Annotated in this window: 23 protein-coding genes; 12 read left to right on the top strand and 11 right to left on the bottom strand. The window is 68.3% G+C overall.

What is annotated here, in order from left to right:
• Positions 1-11: 11 nt before the first annotated feature.
• On the bottom strand, positions 12-1,262 hold the full coding sequence (locus tag ACYVDN_RS17180) for a multidrug effflux MFS transporter (protein WP_460573631.1): 1,251 nt from the start codon (positions 1,260-1,262) through the stop codon (positions 12-14).
• A gap of 152 nt (positions 1,263-1,414) precedes the next feature.
• Between ACYVDN_RS17180 and ACYVDN_RS17175 the strand changes: the two genes are divergently transcribed.
• Complete coding sequence (locus tag ACYVDN_RS17175; RefSeq protein ID WP_460573630.1) at positions 1,415-2,542, top strand: ROK family protein; 1,128 nt, start codon at positions 1,415-1,417, stop codon at positions 2,540-2,542.
• On the opposite strand, the gene ACYVDN_RS17170 is transcribed toward ACYVDN_RS17175, so the two are convergent.
• A complete protein-coding gene (locus ACYVDN_RS17170; protein WP_460573889.1) occupies positions 2,458-3,594 on the bottom strand; it encodes an LLM class flavin-dependent oxidoreductase in 1,137 nt (378 codons plus the stop codon). The genes ACYVDN_RS17175 and ACYVDN_RS17170 overlap by 85 nt on opposite strands.
• Positions 3,595-3,699: 105 nt before the next feature.
• On the opposite strand from ACYVDN_RS17170, the gene ACYVDN_RS17165 reads away from it, so the two are divergent.
• Positions 3,700-4,191, top strand: coding sequence for a MarR family winged helix-turn-helix transcriptional regulator (locus tag ACYVDN_RS17165; RefSeq protein WP_460573628.1), 492 nt, complete (start codon positions 3,700-3,702; stop codon positions 4,189-4,191).
• A gap of 30 nt (positions 4,192-4,221) precedes the next feature.
• Here ACYVDN_RS17165 and ACYVDN_RS17160 read toward each other — a convergent pair whose 3' ends face one another.
• The 3 genes from ACYVDN_RS17160 to ACYVDN_RS17150 form a co-directional block, all read right to left on the bottom strand.
• Positions 4,222-5,097, bottom strand: a complete 876-nt coding sequence (locus tag ACYVDN_RS17160; protein WP_460573626.1) for a helix-turn-helix transcriptional regulator — start codon at positions 5,095-5,097, stop codon at positions 4,222-4,224.
• A gap of 78 nt (positions 5,098-5,175) precedes the next feature.
• Positions 5,176-6,219 (bottom strand): NAD(P)-dependent alcohol dehydrogenase, encoded by a 1,044-nt coding sequence (locus ACYVDN_RS17155; protein WP_460573887.1) that lies wholly within the window; start codon positions 6,217-6,219, stop codon positions 5,176-5,178.
• Positions 6,220-6,268: 49 nt separating this feature from the next.
• Entirely contained in the window at positions 6,269-7,573 is a 1,305-nt protein-coding gene (locus ACYVDN_RS17150; RefSeq protein WP_460573624.1) for a multidrug effflux MFS transporter, read from the bottom strand.
• A 146-nt stretch (positions 7,574-7,719) separates the two neighbouring features.
• On the opposite strand from ACYVDN_RS17150, the gene ACYVDN_RS17145 reads away from it, so the two are divergent.
• The 3 genes from ACYVDN_RS17145 (at position 7,720) to ACYVDN_RS17135 (ending at position 10,742) form a co-directional block, all read left to right on the top strand.
• Complete coding sequence (locus tag ACYVDN_RS17145) at positions 7,720-8,694, top strand: NAD-dependent epimerase/dehydratase family protein (RefSeq protein WP_460573622.1); 975 nt, start codon at positions 7,720-7,722, stop codon at positions 8,692-8,694.
• Between the two features lie 71 nt (positions 8,695-8,765).
• Complete coding sequence (locus ACYVDN_RS17140; RefSeq protein WP_460573620.1) at positions 8,766-10,283, top strand: hypothetical protein; 1,518 nt, start codon at positions 8,766-8,768, stop codon at positions 10,281-10,283.
• 39 nt (positions 10,284-10,322) lie between these two features.
• The gene (locus tag ACYVDN_RS17135; protein WP_460573618.1) at positions 10,323-10,742 is read left to right on the top strand and encodes a cupin domain-containing protein; all 420 of its coding nucleotides are present in this window, start codon (positions 10,323-10,325) and stop codon (positions 10,740-10,742) included.
• Positions 10,743-10,962: 220 nt separating this feature from the next.
• Here ACYVDN_RS17135 and ACYVDN_RS17130 read toward each other — a convergent pair whose 3' ends face one another.
• Together ACYVDN_RS17130 and ACYVDN_RS17125 are read right to left on the bottom strand one after the other, a co-directional pair.
• The gene (locus tag ACYVDN_RS17130; protein WP_460573616.1) at positions 10,963-12,195 is read right to left on the bottom strand and encodes an RNA polymerase sigma factor; all 1,233 of its coding nucleotides are present in this window, start codon (positions 12,193-12,195) and stop codon (positions 10,963-10,965) included.
• On the bottom strand, positions 12,192-12,536 hold the full coding sequence (locus ACYVDN_RS17125) for a YciI family protein (protein WP_460573614.1): 345 nt from the start codon (positions 12,534-12,536) through the stop codon (positions 12,192-12,194). The genes ACYVDN_RS17130 and ACYVDN_RS17125 overlap by 4 nt, the downstream gene beginning before the upstream one ends.
• Positions 12,537-12,688: 152 nt before the next feature.
• Here ACYVDN_RS17125 and ACYVDN_RS17120 point away from each other — a divergent pair, with 152 nt between their 5' ends.
• From ACYVDN_RS17120 to ACYVDN_RS17110, 3 genes are read left to right on the top strand one after another with little or no spacing between them, the layout of a single operon-like run.
• The gene (locus ACYVDN_RS17120; protein WP_460573612.1) at positions 12,689-13,063 is read left to right on the top strand and encodes a VOC family protein; all 375 of its coding nucleotides are present in this window, start codon (positions 12,689-12,691) and stop codon (positions 13,061-13,063) included.
• Between the two features lie 2 nt (positions 13,064-13,065).
• Positions 13,066-13,416 carry an ArsR/SmtB family transcription factor gene (locus ACYVDN_RS17115; RefSeq protein ID WP_460573610.1) on the top strand — a complete coding sequence of 117 codons (351 nt, stop codon included), beginning with the start codon at positions 13,066-13,068 and terminating at the stop codon, positions 13,414-13,416.
• A complete protein-coding gene (locus ACYVDN_RS17110) occupies positions 13,413-13,850 on the top strand; it encodes an SRPBCC family protein (RefSeq protein ID WP_460573608.1) in 438 nt (145 codons plus the stop codon). The genes ACYVDN_RS17115 and ACYVDN_RS17110 overlap by 4 nt, the downstream gene beginning before the upstream one ends.
• Here the strand turns inward: ACYVDN_RS17110 and pdxR are convergent.
• Positions 13,786-15,282 (bottom strand): aminotransferase-like domain-containing protein, encoded by a 1,497-nt coding sequence (pdxR, locus tag ACYVDN_RS17105; RefSeq protein WP_460573605.1) that lies wholly within the window; start codon positions 15,280-15,282, stop codon positions 13,786-13,788. The two genes, ACYVDN_RS17110 and pdxR, sit on opposite strands and share 65 nt — an antisense overlap.
• A 143-nt stretch (positions 15,283-15,425) precedes the next feature.
• Between pdxR and ACYVDN_RS17100 the strand changes: the two genes are divergently transcribed.
• On the top strand, positions 15,426-16,136 hold the full coding sequence (locus ACYVDN_RS17100) for a pyridoxamine 5'-phosphate oxidase family protein (protein ID WP_460573603.1): 711 nt from the start codon (positions 15,426-15,428) through the stop codon (positions 16,134-16,136).
• Positions 16,137-16,205: 69 nt separating this feature from the next.
• On the opposite strand, the gene ACYVDN_RS17095 is transcribed toward ACYVDN_RS17100, so the two are convergent.
• Positions 16,206-16,610: a RidA family protein gene (locus tag ACYVDN_RS17095; protein ID WP_460573601.1), complete on the bottom strand. Its 405-nt coding sequence runs from the start codon at positions 16,608-16,610 to the stop codon at positions 16,206-16,208.
• 194 nt (positions 16,611-16,804) lie between these two features.
• Here ACYVDN_RS17095 and ACYVDN_RS17090 point away from each other — a divergent pair, with 194 nt between their 5' ends.
• The 3 genes from ACYVDN_RS17090 (at position 16,805) to ACYVDN_RS17080 (ending at position 18,275) form a co-directional block, all read left to right on the top strand.
• Entirely contained in the window at positions 16,805-17,548 is a 744-nt protein-coding gene (locus tag ACYVDN_RS17090) for a dienelactone hydrolase family protein (protein ID WP_460573599.1), read from the top strand.
• Positions 17,549-17,613: 65 nt separating this feature from the next.
• Positions 17,614-17,883, top strand: a complete 270-nt coding sequence (locus ACYVDN_RS17085) for a hypothetical protein (RefSeq protein WP_460573597.1) — start codon at positions 17,614-17,616, stop codon at positions 17,881-17,883.
• Positions 17,871-18,275, top strand: a complete 405-nt coding sequence (locus tag ACYVDN_RS17080; RefSeq protein ID WP_460573595.1) for a type II toxin-antitoxin system VapC family toxin — start codon at positions 17,871-17,873, stop codon at positions 18,273-18,275. Before ACYVDN_RS17085 ends, ACYVDN_RS17080 begins: the two co-directional genes overlap by 13 nt.
• A gap of 2 nt (positions 18,276-18,277) precedes the next feature.
• Here the strand turns inward: ACYVDN_RS17080 and ACYVDN_RS17075 are convergent, their stop codons facing one another.
• Both ACYVDN_RS17075 and ACYVDN_RS17070 read right to left on the bottom strand, forming a co-directional pair.
• A complete protein-coding gene (locus tag ACYVDN_RS17075; RefSeq protein WP_460573593.1) occupies positions 18,278-19,309 on the bottom strand; it encodes a DUF4037 domain-containing protein in 1,032 nt (343 codons plus the stop codon).
• 27 nt (positions 19,310-19,336) lie between these two features.
• Positions 19,337-20,560: an RNA polymerase sigma factor gene (locus ACYVDN_RS17070; protein ID WP_460573591.1), complete on the bottom strand. Its 1,224-nt coding sequence runs from the start codon at positions 20,558-20,560 to the stop codon at positions 19,337-19,339.
• Positions 20,561-20,589 lie beyond the last annotated feature (29 nt).

Genomic DNA, 20,589 nt, shown 5'->3' with positions numbered 1-20,589 from the left:
GGGTGCCGGAGTCATCCGGCGGCGCTCGTCACGGGAGCCTCGTCGACGACATCCGTTCTGACATAGCGACGCGTCAGCACGGCTGCGATCGCGGCGAGCAGGAAGAAGATCAGCATCACGGTGGCCATGACCGCGACGGACACCGTGCCGAGGAGCCCTGTGAGAGGAGTGGTAAGTGCGCCGACCAGGAACGGCACACCGCCTCCGAGTGCGGACGCGGTTCCCGCGTACCGTCGACCGGTCGCCTGCATGATCGCCGAGTTGGACGGCAGATAGGTGCCCAGCCCCACCGTCATGCCGCACAGGCAGATCCAGATCGCGAGGAGCGGCGGCTGCCCGGGGAGAGAGGTGATCGCGACGACGAAGAGCCCCAGAACTGCGGCGGTTTGGAGACCGATCGCGCATCGGCGCAGCACGAAGGGGCCGAAGCGCATGACAAGAACTCGGAAGAGCACGCTCGAGAGCATCATCGCTGTGGCGTTCACGGCGAACACGACCGTATACATGCCCGCGCTGATGCCGAGGCCCTTCTGGAGCACGAATGACGAGCCGCCGATGTAGATGAAGAATCCCCCGATGGTCAAGCACTGCACCACGACAGGACTGGCGAACGCCGGATCGGCGATGAGTCGCCCTGTGCGTTCGACGAGGCGTCGCAGCCCGCCCGGTTGCCGTCGTTCCGATGGCAGGGTCTCGGGGATCCCCTTGGTCGCGGCCACGATCATGCCGACACCGACGATCGCGAGAAACCAGAAAATCGTCCGCCAGTCTCCGAAGATGAGCAGTACGCCGCCGATCGCCGGACCGATCACGGGGGCGATCAGCCCGATCGCAGAGAGACTGCCGAACTTCGCCGCGGCGGCCCTGCCCTTCCAGGTGTCGGTGACCACCGCGCGGCCCAGAGCAGCCGCCGCACCGCACGCGAAGCCTTGCACCGCCCGCAGCGCGATCAGCTCCCAGCCGGTCGCCGCGATCGCGCACAGCAGAGAGGTCAGCGCGAACGCGATCGTGGAGATCAGAATCAGCATGCGCCTCCCTCGCGCGTCGCTGACGGGGCCGGTCGCCAACTGTCCGACCGCGATGCCCGCAATGCAGGCCGTCATAGTCAGCTGAGCCACCGAGGCCGTCGTGGCCAGGCTCGTCTGCACCTGCGGAAGCGCGGCGATGTACGTGTCCGTCGAAAGCGACATCGTCCCGGTGATCACCATCAGGGCGACGAACGACGGCGTGGTGAGGCGAGTGCGAAAAATTGCTGAAATCATTAGTAAAGACTTCGAATCGGATGCGGAGAATGGCAACTGTTCGAGTCTATTCGCCAAACAGGGCAATTTCTATAAAGTACTAGAGGCATAAATGGCTGATATCATTAGTTATGCCTTTCGCTCATCGCATTGACGATCGCATTGTCGACTTCGTGCGGTACTCAACGGGCGCCGATCGCGCCGAGCTCTCCCGGGAGCTCGGGCTCCCGCGGCCCACCGTCGCCAGTGCGGTGCAACGGCTGATCTCCGCGGGTGTCCTCGTCGATGTCGATGCTCGGGATGGCCGGCCTCTTGTCGGCCGTGGCAGGCACCTCCTCGAGACCGTCGGCCCTTCGGCGGCCGTGGGTCTCGTCAGATGGAGAGGCGGCAGGCTCCTCCTCGGGCTCTACGGCGCGAACGGTGATGCCCTCGATGAGCCGACCAGCCTCGAGCAGCCGGCGCCGGACGTGGGTCCCGCCGGCCTCGAACCCGCTGTGGAGGCTCTCGTCGAACGTGCCTCGCGCCTCGATGCCTACGAGTTGCGGCTGGTGGTGATCAGCGTTCCGGCGCCGTTCCTCCGAGGGCGGGGGGCACCCCTCGAGAGCTCCGTCGATACGGGGGTCGCCGAACGGTTCGCCATCACCCAGCCGGACGACATCGACGAGTATCTCGGGCGCAGGCATCCGCTCGCGTTCATCAGTGAGAATGACGCGAACCTCGCTGCCCTCGGCGAGAGGTACGTCGGCGGCCACGGCGAGGCCAACCTGGTCTACGTCAAGCTCGACGGCGAGGGTCTAGGGTCGGCCCTCATCGTGAACGGCCGGCTGGTGCGAGGGTCGCAGGGGTTCGCCGGGGAGCTGGCGCACATTCAGCTCGACCCGGATGGTCCGCTCTGCCTGTGCGGTGGCCGCGGCTGCCTCTGGAACCAGGTGCGCGACCTCGCCCTGAGTGTTCCCGGGTACGGCGTCGACCGACCGATCGGGTTCGCCGACCTGCCGCGGCTGGCCGCCGCAGGGGATCCTGGTGCGGCGCGCATCCTCACCGACACCGGCCGCGCGCTCGGGCGCCCGCTCGGCCACCTCTGCACCATGCTCGATCCGGACACCATCGTTCTCGACGGCTCACTCGGGCCGCTCGCCGCCGACCTCGTCCTCACCGGCCTCCGCGAGAGCCTCGCCATCCACACTCCTCCGGCGATCGCCCACCACGTACGGGTTCAGGTGAGCGAACTCGGATCGGATGCCGAGGTGCGCGGTGCGCTCGAAATACCGAGGGAGGCTGCGCGTAGCGTACGCGGGTGACCGGATCCGTTGCGCGCGGCGAGCAGCTCCCGCACGCGCGGCGCGACCTGCTCGCCGAACAGCCGGATGCTGTGCTCGCGCACCTGGCGTGGCATATGGAGCAGGTCGTACTTCAGGTCGAAGCGCGAGAGATGGTTGGCGCGCGCGATCTCCGTGATCTTCTGGGCGACGGTCTCCGGTGACCCGACGTAGAGCGCGCCGGTGTCCACCTCTTCCGCGTATCTGGCCGACGTCGGTGGGTAGAACCCGCGCTCCTGGCTCATCTGCCTGACGACGGGCTCCCAGTACTTCCAGTACGTGGCCTTGGCCTCGTCATCCGTGTCGGCGATCAGACCGAGGGAGTGCTGCGCGATCGGCAGCTCGGGCTGCCCGAACTGGGTCAGCGCCCGCAGGTACAGCTCGGCGTGCCCGGCGAAGCGCTCGGGACGACCTCCGATGATCGCCATCATCAGCGGAAGCCCGTTCCGCGCGGCACGGATGACCGAGTCGGGGCTTCCGCCGATGCCGATCCACGCGGGGATGCCGCCGTCGGGCATCCGCGGGTGCAGCCGCACATCGGTGAGCGAGCTGCGGTATCTGCCCGACCAGGTCACGCTGTCCTCGCGCATGAGGCGCAGGAAGAGGTCAAGCTTCTCCTCGAAGAGCTGCTCGTACTCGGCCAGGTCGTACCCGAACAGCGGGAACGACTCGATCGACGAGGCTCGGCCGAGCACGAGCTGAGTGCGGCCGCCCGAGATGCCGTCGACGGTCGCGAACTCCTGGTACAGCCGCACCGGGTCCTGGGTCGACAGCACCGTCACCGATGTGCCGAGACGGATGACCGAGGTGGCCTGCGCTGCCGCGGCGAGCAGCACCGGCGTCGCCGAGTCCACCATTCCCTCTCGGTAGTGCTCGCCGACGCTGAACACGTCGAGGCCGACGGACTCGGCAAGCTGCGCCTCCTCCACGAGCAGGCGCAGCTGCTCCGCGTCGGACAGCACGCGTCCGTCATCCGTCGCGACCTCTCCGAACGAGTTCAGCCCGAACTCGAAGTCCTCGATCTGCACGGCCATGGTCGTCACGACCCCTTTCCCTTCCGGATGTCTTCCCCGGATCGCTCCAGATTGACGTGTCAATGCTGCAACACTGGGATTGACGCATCAATTCCGGAGGTGCTCATGCCGTACGAGACCGTGGCGCACGAGTCGCATCGGGCCACGCCGACGCGGGATCAGCTGCGCGTCTGGCGCGACTACATCGAGACCGCCGAGGCCTTGCGCACCAGGCTCGCGGCGCGGCTGCAGGGTGAGTCATCCCTCTCTTCCGGCGACTACCAGGTGCTGCTCGCGCTGAGCGAGGCAGACCACAAGACTCTGCGCTCCTCTGAGCTCGCCACCCGGATCGAGTGGGAGCGCAGCCGCCTCTCGCACCATCTGGGCCGCATGGAGAAGCGCGGCCTCATCAGACGGGTCGCGTGCGTCGACGATGTGCACGGCGTCGACGTGCAGATCACGGATGTCGGACAGTCGGCCTTCAGAGCCGGGTCGGTTCCCCACCTGCGTGCCGTGCGCGAACTCTTCATCGACGCGCTTTCCGCCCAGCAGCTCGATCACGTCGAGGACCTCACGGCCACGCTTCGCAAGCACCTCGGGCTCGACGCGGAGCGCTGAGGGGTCCGCGACGGCTCGTCGCTGACGCGGTCAGTGCGTCGCTTCCGCCACTTCGGCGGCGTCCTCGGTGGCCGCCCACGACGCCAGCAGCCTCAGCGCCTCGTCGGTGGGGCTTCCCGGCACGGCGGGATACACGGTGAGCGTGAGGCCGGTGTCCTCGTCGAGCTCGGTCTGCACGAACAGGAGCTCGAGCGGTCCGACGATCGGATGGTTGAAGTGCTTCGTGCCCGTGTAGTGCCGGTGCACGTTGTGCGCTGCCCACCTGGTGCGGAACTCGTCGCTGCGCATCGACAGCTCGCCGATCAGCTCCGCGAGGCCTTTGTCGTGCGGAAAGCGGCCCGCCTGCCGTCGGAGCATCGCCACGTTCGTGCTGGCGGAGCGCTCCCAGTCCGCGTAGAAGTTGCGCGCGTGCGGATCGAGGAAGATGAACCGCGCGTAGTTGGCCGGGCCGAAGCTGCTACGGAACATGTCGATGTACATGGCATGCCCGAGAGCGTTGTACGCGACGATGTCTTCGCGATTGTTCACGACGAAGGCCGGAGCCCCCGTGATGGAGTCGAGCACGTACTGCAGCGGCGGCTGCACCGTGCTGATGCGCGGCTTCGGTGGCGTGCGCGACGTCGTCGCGGCTGCTCGTGCGAGGTCGTAGAGGTGGTCGTGCTCGGCGCGATCCAGCTGAAGGGCGCGGGCGATGGCATCCAGCACGCTGTCAGAGACGCCGGAGAGGTTCCCTCGCTCGAGACGCGTGTAATAGTCGACGCTCACCCCGGCCAGGCGGGCGACCTCGTCGCGACGCAGACCCGCCACACGGCGCCGCGTTCCGACGGGGTCGATGCCCGCCTGCTCGGGCGTGATGCGCGCCCGGCGGGAGATGAGGAACTCCCGCACCTCGGTTCGGTTGTCCATGCTCTCCACGTTAAGCCTCTCCTTCGCTTTCAGGTCCAACGCGCAGCGCGCTATTCGATCCGCGTGAGACAGCCGCGCTCAGGAGAAGGTGGCGGCGTCGATGACGAAGCGGTACCGCACGTCGGAGGCGAGCACGCGATCCCATGCCTCGTTGATATACGAGGCGGCGATCAGTTCGGTGTCGGGCAGGATGCCGTGCTCGGCGCAGAAGTCGAGCATCTCCTGGGTCTCGCGGATGCCGCCGATGCTCGATCCAGCGAACGAGCGGCGGTTGCGGAACAGGGTGAAGACCCTGATCGGAAGCGGCTCTGCCGGCGCCCCGACGTTGACCATGGTGCCGTCCAGCCGCAGCAGCGACAGGTAGGCGCCCAGGTCGAGCGGAGCCGAGACGGTGTTGACGATGAGGTCGAAGGCGCCCTTCAGGTCGGTGAACGTCTGGGCGTCATCCGTGGCGTAGTAGTGGTCGGCGCCGAGCCGAAGTCCGTCATCCTTCTTCGACAGCGAGCGGGAGAGCACCGTGACCTCTGCGCCCATCGCGTGGGCGAGCTTCACGGCCATGTGTCCGAGGCCGCCCATGCCGACGACAGCGACCCTCTTGCCAGGGCCGGCCTGCCAGTGTCGCAGCGGCGAATAGGTCGTGATGCCGGCGCACAGCAGCGGGGCCGCCGCTGCGAGGTCGAGCGACTCGGGAACCCGCAGCACGAAATCCTGGTCGACGACGACGTGGGTGGAGTATCCGCCCTGCGTGATGGTGCCGTCGGCGTCGACGCTGCCGTAGGTACCGGTGTTGCCGTTCAGGCAGTACTGCTCCTCGCCGGCGAGGCAGTTCTCGCACTCGCGGCAGGAGTTGACCATGCAGCCGACGCCGACCCGGTCGCCGACGGCGTGCTTGGTCACCTCGGATCCCACTTCGGCGACAATCCCGACGATCTCGTGGCCGACGACGAGCGGGTGCGCGATGGGTCCCCACTCCTCGCGAACGGTGTGGATGTCGGAGTGGCAGATTCCCGCGTACTTGATGTCGATCAGCACGTCCTTCGGCCCGACGTCACGACGGGTGATCGTCACCGGCTCGAGGGGTGCATCGGCGGAAGGGGCTGCGTAGGCGTTGACGGTGAGCAAGGGGTTCTCCTTGTGTCGTGTGGAGGGGGTCTTGTCGAGGGGTCTCGGGTCAGGCATCCGCGCACGCGAGCGCGACGGGATCGACGCGACGCTTGGTGCGCTCACGACCGACGAGCATGACCCGCGCGGCCGTGGCGAGGGCGATGGAGATCACCGTGACGATGCCGAGCGGAAGCACGGTGTGCGCGCCGCCGAGTCCCACCAGCGGCGCTGCGATCCCGCCGAAAGCGTACCTGGTGAGCCCCAGAACGGATGACGCTGTGCCCGCCAGCTCCGGGTAGTCGGAGAGCGCCAGCGCGGTGGTCGGGGCCGATGTGGCTCCCGCTCCGCCGGCCGCGAGCAGGAAGAGGGACACGATGACGACCGGGAGCGGCAGAGCGAACAGGCCGGTGGCGAGAAGGCCCAGCGATCCGATTACGCACATCGCAAGGCCGATGGTGAGCGTTCCGCGGCGCGACCAGCGTTCCGCTGCGCGGGCGCCCAGGTACCCGAAGAGCATCACGCCTGCCGAGTTGAGCCCGAACGCCAGCGAGTAGCCCTGCGGGGAGAGGCCGTAGATGCCCTGCAGAATGTACGTCGCGCCCGCGAGGTAGGCGAAGATCGCGGCGAAGACGAAGCCCGTGATCAGCACCGCGCCGACGAAGAGTCGGTCGGAGAGCAGCCGCCGGAAGTCGCGCGCGGTGTGGCGCATGCCGCCGGTGGTACGTCGCTCGGCCGGAAGGGTCTCCCGGAAGATCACGAGGCAGAGCACGAGCAGCACGACGCCGACGCCCGCGAGAAAGAGGAAGAGGCCCCGCCAGTCGGTGAACCGCACCAGCTGTCCGCCGATGACCGGTCCGACGATCGCAGCGAGCCCAGCCATCAGGGTCAGCCGCCCGTAGTAGCGAATGAGCGCTCCGCCGTCGTATACGTCGCGGCCCGCCGCTTGGGAGATGACGATGCCGACGGCGCCGGCGAGACCCTGCACGAAGCGGGCGAGGATGAGTGTGCCGATGGTCGGGCTGACGGCGCAGAGCACCGACGCGGCGGCGAACGCCGCGACACCGATCAGAAGCGGAGTGCGCCGCCCGAACCGGTCGGAGAGCGGACCGGCGACGATCTGCCCGAGCGCGAGCCCGATGAGGCACGCGGTGACAGTGAACTGCGCGACGGAGGTCGACGTGCCGAGCTCGTTGGTCAGGTCCGGAAGTGCGGGCAGGTACAGATCCATCGAGATCGGTCCGAACACGGTCAGCAGCATCAGCAGTGTTGCGAGCGCTGCGCCGACCCGGCGGCGTGACGGTGCGGTCGCGACCGACTCGGTGCCGGTGCCGGTGCCGGTGATGGAGCCGGTGGTGGAACGGTTGCTGGACATGCATCGATTCCAACCCAGGCTCCGACATCCAGCCAGATCGCGGCTAAACGCGTACTGCCAGTACCCCTTTACGCGGCATCACGCGGCCCGACGGGGTGGCATCCTCGGCATGATGGATCGGTAGGCATCCAAGAGCGGAGGACATCGTGCGCATCGTCGTCATCGGAGGAAGCGGTCACATCGGAACCTTCCTCGTGCCCCGGCTCGTGCGGGCCGGTCACGAGGTCATCAGCATCAGCCGCGGCACCAGGAAGGCGTACACCGAGGCCGCCGAGTGGGAGCAGGTGACCCAGGTCGCCGCCGACAGGCAACAGGAGGATGCCGACGGCACGTTCGTCACCCGCGTCGCCGAGCTGCGCCCCGACGTCGTCATCGACCTGGTCTGCTTCACCCTCGAGTCAGCGACGGCGCTCGTCGAGCGGTTGCGGGGAGAAATCGGACACCTGGTGCACTGCGGCTCGATCTGGCGCAGCGGCCCGAGCACCATCGTGCCGATGACGGAATCGACCATGACCCCGCCGTTCGGCGAGTACGGCGTTCAGAAGGATCTCATCGCGAGGATGCTCAAGGAGGAGACTGCCGGCGGCGGACTCGTGACCACCTCGGTGCACCCCGGCCACATCGTCGGCCCCGGATGGTCGCCCATCGGGCCGCTGGGCAACCTCGACCCGACCACCTGGGCGACGCTGTCCGCAGGTCGTCCGTTTCGTGTGCCCGGTCTCGGCGCCGAGATGATGCACCATGTGCACGCGGATGACGTTGCGCAGGCGTTCGAGCTCGCAGTCGCGCACCGCGATGCGGCGGCAGGCGAGGACTTCAGCGCAGTCTCCCCCGCTGCGCTCACCGTGCGCGGGTACGCGGAGCAGGCCGCCGAGTGGTTCGCGCAGCCGCTGGTCATGGAGTCCGTGACGTGGGACGAGTTCCGTGCCGGCACCACCCCTCAGCACGCCGAGGCGAGCTGGGAGCACCTGCTGCGCAGCCACTGCTTCAGCATCGACAAGGCGAAGGACCTGCTCGGCTACGCGCCCCGGTACGGGTCGCTCGACGCGATCCTCGAGTCGGTGCGCTGGCTCGTCGACCACGATGAGCTGCATGTCGAGAGGCCCCTCGCGATCGACTAGCGCCATAATTCAGGCAGGATCGCGCTCGCCGGGCCGGTTCTCCCCGGTTCTGCTCCGTCCCGTCTGAATCCATGCATCGTTCTCGCTGGTTGCTCCTCGAGGTCATCGTCATTGCAGCGTTGACGCTCGCTGGATACCTCGCGCTCTGGAACACCCAGCACGCCCTGTGGACCAACGGGCTGGAGCCCCTTCCGGTCTATCCCCGGCCGAATGCGGATGTCACGACCGGCGGCATCCAATCGATCAGGGTGATCCTGCTGGGTGTCGCACTGACGGTGGTGTTCGCCTGGCTGGTGCTGCGAGCGCAGGCGTTCGCCCGTGCCGGACTCGGATGGCCGGCGATGGCGATTCCCGTCGTCGTGGCCGTCGCGCTGTTCTTCACCACGCCGACGCTGTCCATCGACGCGTACTCCTACCTCTCGCACGGATACCTGGCGGCCACCGGATCGAACCCCTACGTCGACCCGTCGTCGTCCGTCGCCGGCACCCCCTACGGCATCCAGATGCTGGCCCAGGGATGGCAGGCCGTGCATCCGCAGACGCCGTACGGTCCGGTGTGGACGGCCTTCGAATGGCTCGCGTACGTGCTCTCCGGCGGGAACCTCTACGTCGGCATCCTGCTCGTGAAGCTCCCCGTGTTTCTGGCGGTGCTCGGCACGACCTGGCTGATCTGGTCGTTCCTCGCGCGCACGAACCGGGACCGCGCGCTCCGCGGCGCGTTGCTCTATCTCGCGAACCCGCTCATCCTGATCGAGCTGGTCGGTGAGGGCCACAACGACGGCGTCATGGCGTTCTTCGTCGTGCTCGCCGTCTTCGCCGTCGCGCGGCGCTGGGCGTTCCTCGCCGTGGCGGCTGTGATCTTCGCGGCCCTCGTGAAGCTCAATGCTCTGCCGTTCGTGCTGCCGGTCGCCGTCGCGCTGATCGCCATGCGGCGCTCCGCGCTGCGCCTGATCGGCGAGGCGATTGCCGGGGTCGTCGTGGCCGTCGGCGCCGGGGTGCTGCTCATCGCCCCGTACTGGGTGGGCGCAGGTACCTTCGTGGGGCTCGGTGCGAGCGGCGCTCCGTCGTATGGAGCCGATGTCGCAGGGTGGATGTCCGGCCTCCTCGGCCTAGGCCAGCAGGGGTTCGTCACCGATGCCACCCCCGCGACCACCGTGCAGCTCGTGCTGGCCGGACTGCTCGTGCTCGCGACGGCCGCTGCGAGCTTCATGGCGCGAACGGTCAGGGGGCTGGTGCGGGCGTGCGGGATCGTGTCGTTGGTCATCCTGCTGCTTCTGCCTCTCGAATGGCCGTGGTACGCGACGCTGCCAGCAGCCGTCCTGCCGCTGGAGGCCGGAGTTGTGGACATCGCTGCCGTCGTCGCCCTCACGGTCGGATCGCGTCTCGTTGCTCCGATCGGCGATGCTGCCGCGCTCGGTGTCGTCGGCACCGACACGTTCCGTGGAGTGCAGGCGTTCGTCGGGCAGACGATCCCCGCGGTCATCGGGCTGGTGCTCACGGTGAACCGAAGTGTACGGGATCGGGTGAAGGGGGCATCCTCGAGACGGGTTCTGTCCGGGCCTCACACCGAGTCTTCGCCGCGGGGTTGACTGGGGTAGATCACCTCAGACGTGCGAAGGAGGCACCCGATGAATCTCGAGCCGAAGCAACCGACGGGCAATGGGTCGCCGGACTGGTTCAGCGGCGACGTCTACATCGATCCCATCGCGACCCGAAAACAGGAGCCCTCGCGCATGATGGTGAGCACGGTGCGGTTCACTCCGGGAGCTCACACGGCATGGCACTCGCACGCGCAAGGCCAGACCTTGCACATCACCGAGGGTGTCGCGTTGATCGGTACTCGTGATGGAACGGTCATCCGTGCCCTGCCCGGCGACACCGTGTACACGCCGCCGGGGGAAGAGCACTGGCACGGCGCCTCCAGCGAGCGCTTCATGGCGCACCTCGCCATGTTCGAGGCGGGCGACGATCCGGCAACGTCGACAGTCTGGCTGGAGCACGTGAGCGACGACGACTACCGCGAGGCGGACAGAGGGAGTGGGAGCTGATGCACACTCGAACACTGGGCACCGGCCCGGGCGACATGGGGTACGTGGGCCGCTGAACGGCGACGGCCGGTGACGTCACCCCACCGAAAACCGGTGGCGTCACCCCACCGAAAACCGGAGTGTCCGCGCTCTCAGCACGAAAGCCGCAGATTCTGTTCGGGTTTCGGCGCCTCCTCCGGTCTTCGGTGCACGTGGCGCGACCGCACCGGTCCGAGATTCGCTACCCCAGCTCGCCGCGCCGCCGCGACAGGTACGCCCGCTCTGCGGTGTTGCCGGCGAGACCGATGGCCGCGTCGTAGGCCACTCGCGCTTCCTCGTCGCGGTCGAGCCGGCGCAGCAGGTCGGCGCGGGCCGCGTGGTAGGCGTGGTAGCCGGCCAAGCTCGAGTCGAGGCGATCGATGGCTGCAAGGGCGACCTCGGGTCCGTCGAGTTCCGCGATGGCGATCGCCCGGTTGAGAGCGACGATGGGCGAGGGGTCGAGTCGAGCGAGCTGATCGTAGAGCGCGACGACCTGCGACCAGTCCGTGTCGTGGATGTCACGAGCCGAGGTGTGAACGGCGTTGATCGCCGCTAGCACTTGGTACCGATCGGGAGCATCGCCGCTGACCAGGCGTTCTCGCACCAACCTATGGCCCTCGGCGATGAGTGCGACATCCCAGCATCCGCGATCCTGTCGATCCAGCGGGATGAGCTCGCCTGCGTCCGACACGCGCGCGTCGTGTCTGGCTTCGGTCATGAGCATCAAGGCGAGCAACCCGGCGACCTCACCGTCGTCGGGCAGCAGCGTGTGGATGAGTCGCGCAAGCCGGACAGCCTCCGCGGTCAGCTCGCGCCGGATGGGGTCGGCGTCGGCACCGGTCGCCAGGTAGCCTTCGTTGAACACCAGGTAGAGCACGGTGAGCACACCGGAGACTCGCGCGGGCAGATCCGCTGCCGAGGGCATCCGATACGGGATGCGCGCCGCCTTGATCTTCGCCTTGGCGCGCGTGATGCGCTGGCCCATGGTCGGCTCGGGCACCAGGAAGGCGCGTGCGATCTCCGGCATCGTCAGGCCGCCGACCATGCGCAGGGTCAGCGCAACGCGTGCCGGTGTGGCGAGCGCCGGGTGACAGCACGTGAAGATGAGCCGCAGGCGGTCGTCGTCGATGGCGCCCAGACTCTCCGGCGGGGAATCGTCGTACAAGTGATGCGCCTCCTTCTGCTTGTCGTCCCGCTTGTTCTCGCGGCGAATGCGATCGATGGCCTTGCGGTTCGCGGTGGTGGTGAGCCACGCCCCGGGGTTGGGTGGGACGCCGTCGGCCGGCCACCGCTCGACGGCGGTCGCGAAGGCCTCGGCCGCGGCCTCCTCGGCGATGTCGAGGTCGCCGAAACGCCGGGTGAGGGAGGCCACCACCCGCGCCCACTCCTCGTGGTGAGCACGGGTGATGGCCTCCTCGATCGGGTCGTCGTTCATAGGAACGGACGCACCTCGATCTTGCGGTTGCAGGCCTTCGAGGCGTCGACGGCGAGGGCGAGGGCGGCGTCGAGGTCGGCCGCTTCCAGAATCCAGAAGCCGGCAAGGAATTCCTTCGACTCCACGAAGGGGCCGTCGGTGAGCATCGTCTCGTCGCCGCGGTTGTCGACGACGGTTGCCGAATGGGGCGACCCGAGGCCGCCGGCGAACACCCAGTTGCCATCTGCTTGCAGTCCACTGTTGAACACGTCGATCGCGGCCTGCTCTTCTGCCGTCGCCGTGCCCGTGCGAAGGAGTTCTTCGTCGGTCGTGTCGTCGATCACGGAAACCAGGTACTGCATTTGAAGATCATCTCCTCCGGTTCGGCGGCGCCCCTCGTGGGCGGCCGCTCACCCCTGCTACGAACAACTGTGCCCCGATCCGACACGCGGCGCGGGGCGACGTGAGTCGGTAGAGGTTGATATGTAGGAAAACTCCTACATATACTGGAGGCATGACTTCGACCCCCGACATCCGCATTCAGACCATCACCATCCCCGTCGCCGACCAGGAGCGCTCGCTGCGCTTCTACCGCGATGTGCTCGGCTTCGAGGTGCGCGCCGACAACGCGTTCGGCGACCAGCGTTGGCTGTCTGTCGCGCCAGCAGGCAGCCCCGTCGACTTCACGTTGCACCCGCCGTTCCCTGGTCAGGCGGGTCCTGGATGGCAGCAGGGGCTCGTGCTGCACACGGATGACATCGCCGGCGTCATCGCCGCGCTGGGCGCCGTAGGGGTGGAGGCCACCGAGCCGGAGAGCGTCGGGTGGGGCATCCAGTCGCAGTTCAAGGACCCGGACGGAAACGGGTTCGTGCTGCTGCAGCAGGGCTGACCGTGCCGACCCGCGCCAAGGATTCGGCGACGGACCGGCTGTTCGGTGCGCTGGCGAACCCGACGCGACGTGAGGTGCTCGACCTGCTGCTCGACGGCGAGCGGAGCGCCGGCGAGATCGCCGCTCACTTCGCCATGAGCCGGCCGTCGGTCTCCGAACACCTGCGAGCACTGCGCGAGGCCGGGCTAGTCAGCGAGCGGGCCGCCGGACGACAGGTGTTCTACGCGCTGACCCCCGATCCGTGGGTGCAGCTGAGGGACTGGATGGCACCGCACGAGCGGTTCTGGCGGGAGCGCATGCGGCGGCTGCATGCCACGCTGGATGAGCTGCCCGACGATCTGGAGACGAGATGACCGACCTGGCGACCTTCGAGCTCGATGAGTTCCTGCCGCATCCGCCCGCGAAGGTGTGGCGGGTGCTGAGCGAGCCCGAGCTGATGGCCGGATGGCTCATGCCGAACGAAGGCTTCGCTCCGGTCGTCGGAACGCGATTCGTCTTCCGCACCGAGCCGGTTCCGCAAACGGGATTCTCGGGCCGCGTCGAGTGCGAGGTGCTCGAGGTCGACCCCGAGCGGATTCTCCGCATCTCATGGGCGAGCCCCGGCACGGCTCTCGACAGCGTCGTGACGTGGCGGCTCGAGCCGGAAGGCACCGGGACCCGCTTGCTGCTCACGCAGGCTGGCTTCGACCTCGACGACCCAGAACAGGCCAGGGCGTTCGAGATCATGAACGGCGGATGGCGGTCCCATGTGTTCCGCCGAATGGCGGCAGCGCTCGCCGCATTGTGAGCTCCCGCGCGGAGTCATCGCCGAGCTCGCCGAGGATCGCGTCCAGGGCGCGGTCGAGTTCCGTCAGCGAGACGGCGCCGTACCCGAGCACGAGGCCGTTCAGGGCGGACGCGGGAGTGGTCGCGTAGTTCGCGAGTTCCTCGACGAGGATGCCGTTGCGTGCGAGGCGCTCCCGCACCGCCGCGGCATCCGAGTGGTCCCACTTCAGCACCGCGTGCAGCCCGCCCGCGAGCGCGTGCACCTCGAGACCGGGGATGCCGGCGTCTGCCAGTCGAGCGGCGATGCGGTCGCGACGATGCACGTAGTCCCGCCGCACGCGACCGAGATGGCGCCGAAGCGCACCGGTGCGGACGAGGTGCGCGATCGCCTGCTGGGTGACCTCGGAGACGACGGGGCCGCGGGCGGTCCGTGCGGCTCGCACGGCGGCGGCCGCTCTGGCGCCGACGCCGGAGCCCTCGCGCTCATCGGCGGATGACTGCGCAGGCAGCACCAGATAGGCACACCTGAGTCGCGGGTCGAGCACCTTGGAGAACCCGCCGAGGTGCAGAACGACGCCTTCGACATCCAGCGACGCGAGCGCGGGCATCGGAACCCCGCGGTGGCGGAACTCGGAGTCATAGTCGTCCTCGATCACGACCACGCGGTTGGCCGCGGCCCATTCGAGGAGCCGCCGTCGGTTCGCGACCGGCATCACGGAGCCGAGCGGATACTGATGCGTCGGCGTCACCATCACGGCATCCGGCGCGCCGAACCGGTGAGCCGCCGACTCGAGGGCCGCGAGATCGATGCCGTCGTCGGTGACCGGGATGCCGACCACCGTGCCACCGGAACCCAGGATGGCGCGCCGTCCCGATCGGTAGCCGGGGTCTTCGATCATGAAGAGCGGGTTCCGGCCGTGCAGAGAACGGAACGCGTCCGTGATCAGGGAAAGGGCCTCCGAGGTGCCCGCGGAGACGATCACCCGAGACGGGTCGGGGATGAACCCGCGAGACAGGCCGAGCGTGGCGATCTGCTCTCGCAGGGCAGGGGTGCCGAGCGCGTCGCTGAGCGCGTTCTCGTGCGGGAGTTCGGCCGCCGCGCGCCATGCGGCTCGCCATTCGCGAGCAGGGAAGGCGGTCACGGCCGGGATGCCGGGCCGGAGGTCGATGACAGGTCTGACTGCTGCCCGCCCGCCTTCCGATACTGCCGCTGCGCGAGGCGCGACACCGACCGGCACGTCGGACACCACGCGGGCCGCCGCACCCTGACGTGTGCGGATGTATCCCTCGCCGTCGAGCTGTTCGTACGCGGCGACGACCGTGCCTCTGGCGACGCCGAGCTGTGTCGCGAGGGTGCGGGTCGAGGGAAGGGCATCCCCGGCGTGCAGGGTGCCCGAGTGCACCATGTCGCGGATGCGACCGGCTACCGCTGCGACCTTTCCCGACTGGTCCATCGAACCGGCTCCGATCTGGACCAGTGAATGGTCCAGCGGCACTCTACCGTGATGGCATGAGTTCGACACCCGACACTTCTGCACCCCACGCTTCTGCACCCGACGCTTCCGAAACGAATGGCGCGATATCCGACGTCCCTTCGATGACCGTGCGTCGCAAGCGTGAGCGCCAGTCGTACGATCCGGAGCAGCTCGCCGAGATCCTCGCGGATGGCCTGGTCGCCCACGTCGGCATGGTTCGCGATGGCCTGCCCGTCGTGCTCCCCTACCTCTACGCCGTCGGTGACCTCGGGGCCGGCCCGCGGCTGCTCCTGCACGGGTCCACCGGCGGTGGCGCGTTCATCCAGGCCGGCACGCAGGGGATGCCCGTTGCCGTGACCATCACGCACCTAGACGGGCTCGTGTACGCGCGCTCGACGAACGACAGCTCGGCGAACTACCGGAGCGCGATGGTGTTCGGCACCGCGACCGTCGTGCCCGCCGAGCAGCGTGCGGAAGCGCTGTGGTGCATCGCGGATCACCTCATGCCGGGGCGCCGAGCCGAAGTGCGCGAGATGACCGCGAAGGAGATCGCGGCGACCCAGGTACTGCAACTGCCGCTCGACACCGTGAGTGTCAAGGTGCGGTTCGCCGGTGCCGGCGAGGCGGCCGACGACGGCGAAGATCACGGGGTCTGGGCCGGGGTGCTTCCGCTCTCGGTGCGCGCCGGCGTGCCGCAGACCTCCGCGCTGAGCGAGGCAGCGGATGTCTCGCCGTCGGTGCTCGCGGTCGCGACGAGTCTCGACGCGAGGGCTCGCCTCCGAGAGGAGCGCCTCACCGAGTTGCTCGCCCCACTGGCCTCAACGCCGCTCTGACGTCCTCCGCGTCTCCGCGCCTTTCGCCTGCCCCACCGAGAGTCTCGGTTTCGAGAGGTGGCGTCCCGCCTACCGCACGACGGCGACCGCTTCGATCTCGACGAGCTGGTCGTCGTAGCCGAGCACGGTGACGCCCATCAGTGTGCTCGGCACGTCGTGCTCGCCGAAAGCGTCGTGCACGACAGCCCACGCCGCGCCGAGGTCCTCCTGGCGCGTGGACGCGACGAGCACCCGAGTATTGATCACATCCGTCACTGATGCACCGGCGTCCCGAAGAGCGACGATCAGGTTCGCGAGGCACTGTCGCGTCTGGCCGGCGTAATCGCCGATGGCGACCGTCTTGCCGTCCCGATCGAGGGGGCACGAGCCGGCGAGGAAGATCAGCCGCGCATCCGCCGGCGCCGTCGCCGCATACGCGTACGGAGCATCGGAGTACAGCTCGGCGGACCGGATCAGACTGACGACGCTGCTCACGGGCGGTTTCCTTTCGAGATGGATGGTTCGACGTCCCAGTCTCGTGCTACCGTCGTCGAGTTCGTGACGCGATGTCAGGAGGTGAGACCCATGAACGCTCGACCCCGTATGGGTGCTCCCCTTCTGTTCACGGTCGCGCGGCCGTAGTTGTCGTCGGGAGCGCCTCCTCAGTGGCATCCCGAAAGGCAACAACCATGAATCACTTACACTTCACAGCGCAGACGATGTCGGACGACATCGTCGAGCGCGACTTCCTCATCGAAGATGTTCCCGGCGTTCTCTGGACGCCGACATCCTTCTCGTCGGGCACCTCGGTTCTTCTCATGGGTCACGGCGGCGGTCTTCACAAGAAGGCGCCGGGCCTCGTTTCGCGTGCCCGCGCCGCAGTTCTCGACGACGGGTTCGTCGTCGCGGCGATCGACGCGCCTGGACATGGCGATCGACCCCGGTCCGCAGAGGACCAGCAATGGGTTGACGCGATGCTTCAGGCACGGTCGGCGCGGCAGCCCATCGATTCGATCATCGCGGAGTTCAACACCTTTCTGGCAGAGCGCGCGGTCCCCGAGTGGCAGGCGTTGATCGACGGCCTCCAGGCGCTTCCCGAGATCGGGCCGGACGCGCCGATGGGTTACTCGGGCATGACGCTCGCGAGCACGACGGGCATTCCCTTGGCTGCCGTCGAGCCGCGTATCCGGGCGGCGATCTTCGGCGGCGTCCCGGCCTACGACGCGATCCTGGATGCCGCACGCAAGGTCATGATTCCGATCGAGTTCCTTCTGCCGTTGGATGACCCCGAACTCAGTCGCGAGGCGGGACTCGAGGTCTTCGATGCCTTCGGCTCGACGGAGAAGATCGTGCACGCATTCCCCGGAAGTCACTTCCGGGTGCCGGCCGAGCGCATCGACACGCGGTTCTTCCCTCGGCAGCTCGTGCGCTAGCGGCACCGGCGAAGGTCGGCCCCGGACCCGGTGATGCACCGTGCGATGAGTGTTACACTCCGACCATGCCCACCACCCGCCCGCGTCACATGATCACCGAGACCGACGAGATCCGCGACGCCATCGACGAGGCGGCGAGGGAGTGGCCCGAGAGCGCCGACAACCGCGCGGAGCTTCTGCGGCGGCTTGTGCTGCAGGGGAGGCCGAGTGCGCTGGAGAGGGAGGCCCGCCGTCTCGTCGGATTCCTGACCGCAGTCGACGAGGCGGCGGGCAGCCTGCCCGGGGTCTACCCGCTGGATGCTGCCCGTCGCCTCGCCGACGAATGGCCCAAGTGACAGGCTCCGTCGTCGTCGATGCCGGCGTCCTGATCGGATTGCTCGACCCCGCCGACGCGCATCACGCGTGGTCGGTGCAGCTGCTCCGGTCGCTGGGGCCTGGGCGCATGATCGTCAACGCGATCACCCTCGCCGACGCGCTCGTGCATCCCGCGATAGCAGGTGTCGCACCGGTCGCACTGACCTCGATCACACGACTCGGGCCGCGAATCGTCGGTGTGACGGAGTCGGATGTCCTCGACCTCGCCCAGCTGAGGGCAGCGTCACGACTTCGCATGCCGGATGCACTCGTGGTGCACACTGCGGCCCGGGAGGGCGCCGCCGTGGCGACGACGGATCGTCGGCTCGCGCGAGAGGCGTCCGCCGCGGGACTCGTCGCGCATCAACCGTGAGGTCACGCGCCAATCAGCGCACGGCGTGCGGTCGCATCGGTGAGCAGCGCCACGTTGTCGGTACGCTGCTCCACGCTGCCCAGCCCTACCGGGAGTTCACAGATCGCGGGATCCGCGATGCCGTCGAGAAGCTGCTCGACGATGCGCGGATCGGGATGCACGAAGGGACGATCCCAGAACGGGATGGTCGCCTCGTGAACATCAGTCAGGCCGAGGTCGTTCTGCACCACGAGCAGACGCTGAAGTGCTCGCGACAGCTCGCCCTGTCGCTGACGCCAGTCCGTCGCCAGCATCGCGGAGTCCAGTGTGTCGCCGACTCCGTTCGCGCAGGAAAGACCCGAGAAGAGCGTGCCGAACCACTTGGCATACGGCGGCCACCTCTGTTCGAGCAGGAACGCGAGATGCATGGCGATGCTCACGAGCCGACTCAGGATGACCCGCGAGCCGAGATCGTCCCCGGCCGCCGCGGCCCGACTCATCAGCGGAAGCTCCTGCTCCAGCCGCGACCAGTCGCACGCGAGCACGAGGCGCGACACATCGTCGGGGTACCACTGCAGCAGCCGCCGCACGGTGGCGAGTTCCCCCGTGACATCCGCGAAGACAGGTCCGGCCGTGACCTCGAGCACCGCCTGACCGGTCAGCGACAGCCAGTCCGCCGGGGTCATCCCTGCTCGGGGGTCGAAGCCGAGGCGATCGTGCAGAAAGTCCTCGAGCGTTCCGACGTCGACGTGGTGCCGCTGCTCGGTCTGCCCGGTGAAGGCGAAGCGGGTCGGCAGCCCGCTGAACGAGTCGGGGAGCGCGCGTTCGAGTCGGGCATCCACGGCCTCGACCGACTCGGCCGGAACGAACAGCGTCAGACGCAGGCCCCAGTCGTGGTCGCGGGAGGTCGCGTCGTCGAGCCCGAGCACGTCGCTGCCGGTGCCGAAGCGGCCGGCCGTATGCGGCAGACCCGGAAAAGTGGATGTCAGCAGCGGCCCGACAACGTCGCGATAGTAGTCGCGGGAGAGTTCGATCCCCGTCGGTTCGTGCGGCACGGTGCCATCCTTCCGCACGGCTCAGCCTCAGCGCACGTCTCGGGCCGCCGGCACCTGTAGCGCGGCTGCCTTCGCCAGCAGGACATCGCGCTCCGCTGAGTTGGCGCAGAGCTCGGCCGCCCGCAGATAATGCTCACGGGCCTCGGCGGCGCGCCCCATGCGTGCGAGCAGCTCGCCGCGCACCGAGGGGACGAGATGAGAGCCCTGCAGCCCGCCCTCGGCGTCGATCTCGTCGACGATGACGAGTCCGGCGGCCGGTCCCTGCGCCATGGCCACGGCGACGGCGCGGTTGAGGTCGACAATGGGAGACGGCGCCAGCCTGCCCAGCGCCTCGTACAGCAGGACGATCCGCTCCCAGTCGGTCTCGGCAACGGACGGCGCCACCGCGTGGCACTCGGCGATGGATGCCTGCAACCCATACGTCCCGAGCCCTCTGCCAGACGCCGCCCGCGCGAGCGCCGCACGGCCGCGAACGATCGCGGTGCGATCCCACCGCCCGCGGTTCTGCTGCTCTAGCAGCACGGGATTTCCCTGGGCATCCAGCCGCGCAGGGAAGCGCGCGGCCGTCAGCTCCATGAGGGCGAGCAGTCCGTACACCTCGGGCTCCGGCGCCAGCCTGCAGAGCACTCGAGCCAACCTCAGGGCCTCGTGCGCGAGGTCGAAGCGCATCCAGTCGTCCCCACCGGTGGCCGAGGAGCCCTCGGTGAAGATCAGGTACAGCACGCTCAGCACGGAGCTCATCCGCTCCCGTCGCTCATCAGCCGCCGGCACCTCGAAGGGGATGCGCGCCGCGCCGAGGGTCTTCTTCGCCCGGGTGATCCGTGCCTGCACCGTCGGCACCGGGATGAAGAACGCCGCGGCGATCTCGTCCGTCGTGAGACCACCGACGACACGCAGGGTGAGGGCGATGCGGGCCTCTCGTGAAAGCACCGGATGACACGCGGTGAAGATCAGCGCGAGGGTGTCGTCGTCGATGGCATCCGGATCGAACAGCACGTCTGCGCCGGGCGTCGACTCGTCGAGCTCGCGGGCGAGCAGCGCGTACCGCTGGTCGCCTGCCGACCTGCGACGGAACGCGTCGATCGCCCTCCTCCGACCGACAGCGAGCAGCCACGCGACCGGATCCCGCGGCACCCCGCCTGTTTCCCAGCTCACCAGAGCCTCGGCGAGGGCCTCTTGCGCGACATCCTCCGCCAGAGCGAAATCCCCGGTGTACCGGGCGAGCGCGCCGACCATGCGTGCGGCATCCATGCGCCACACAGCATCAACGACGCGTCGCG

This window comes from Humibacter soli (assembly GCF_054779035.1).
The sequence above is the reverse complement of the archived record's forward strand: the minus strand, read 5'-3'. Positions and strand labels throughout refer to the sequence as shown.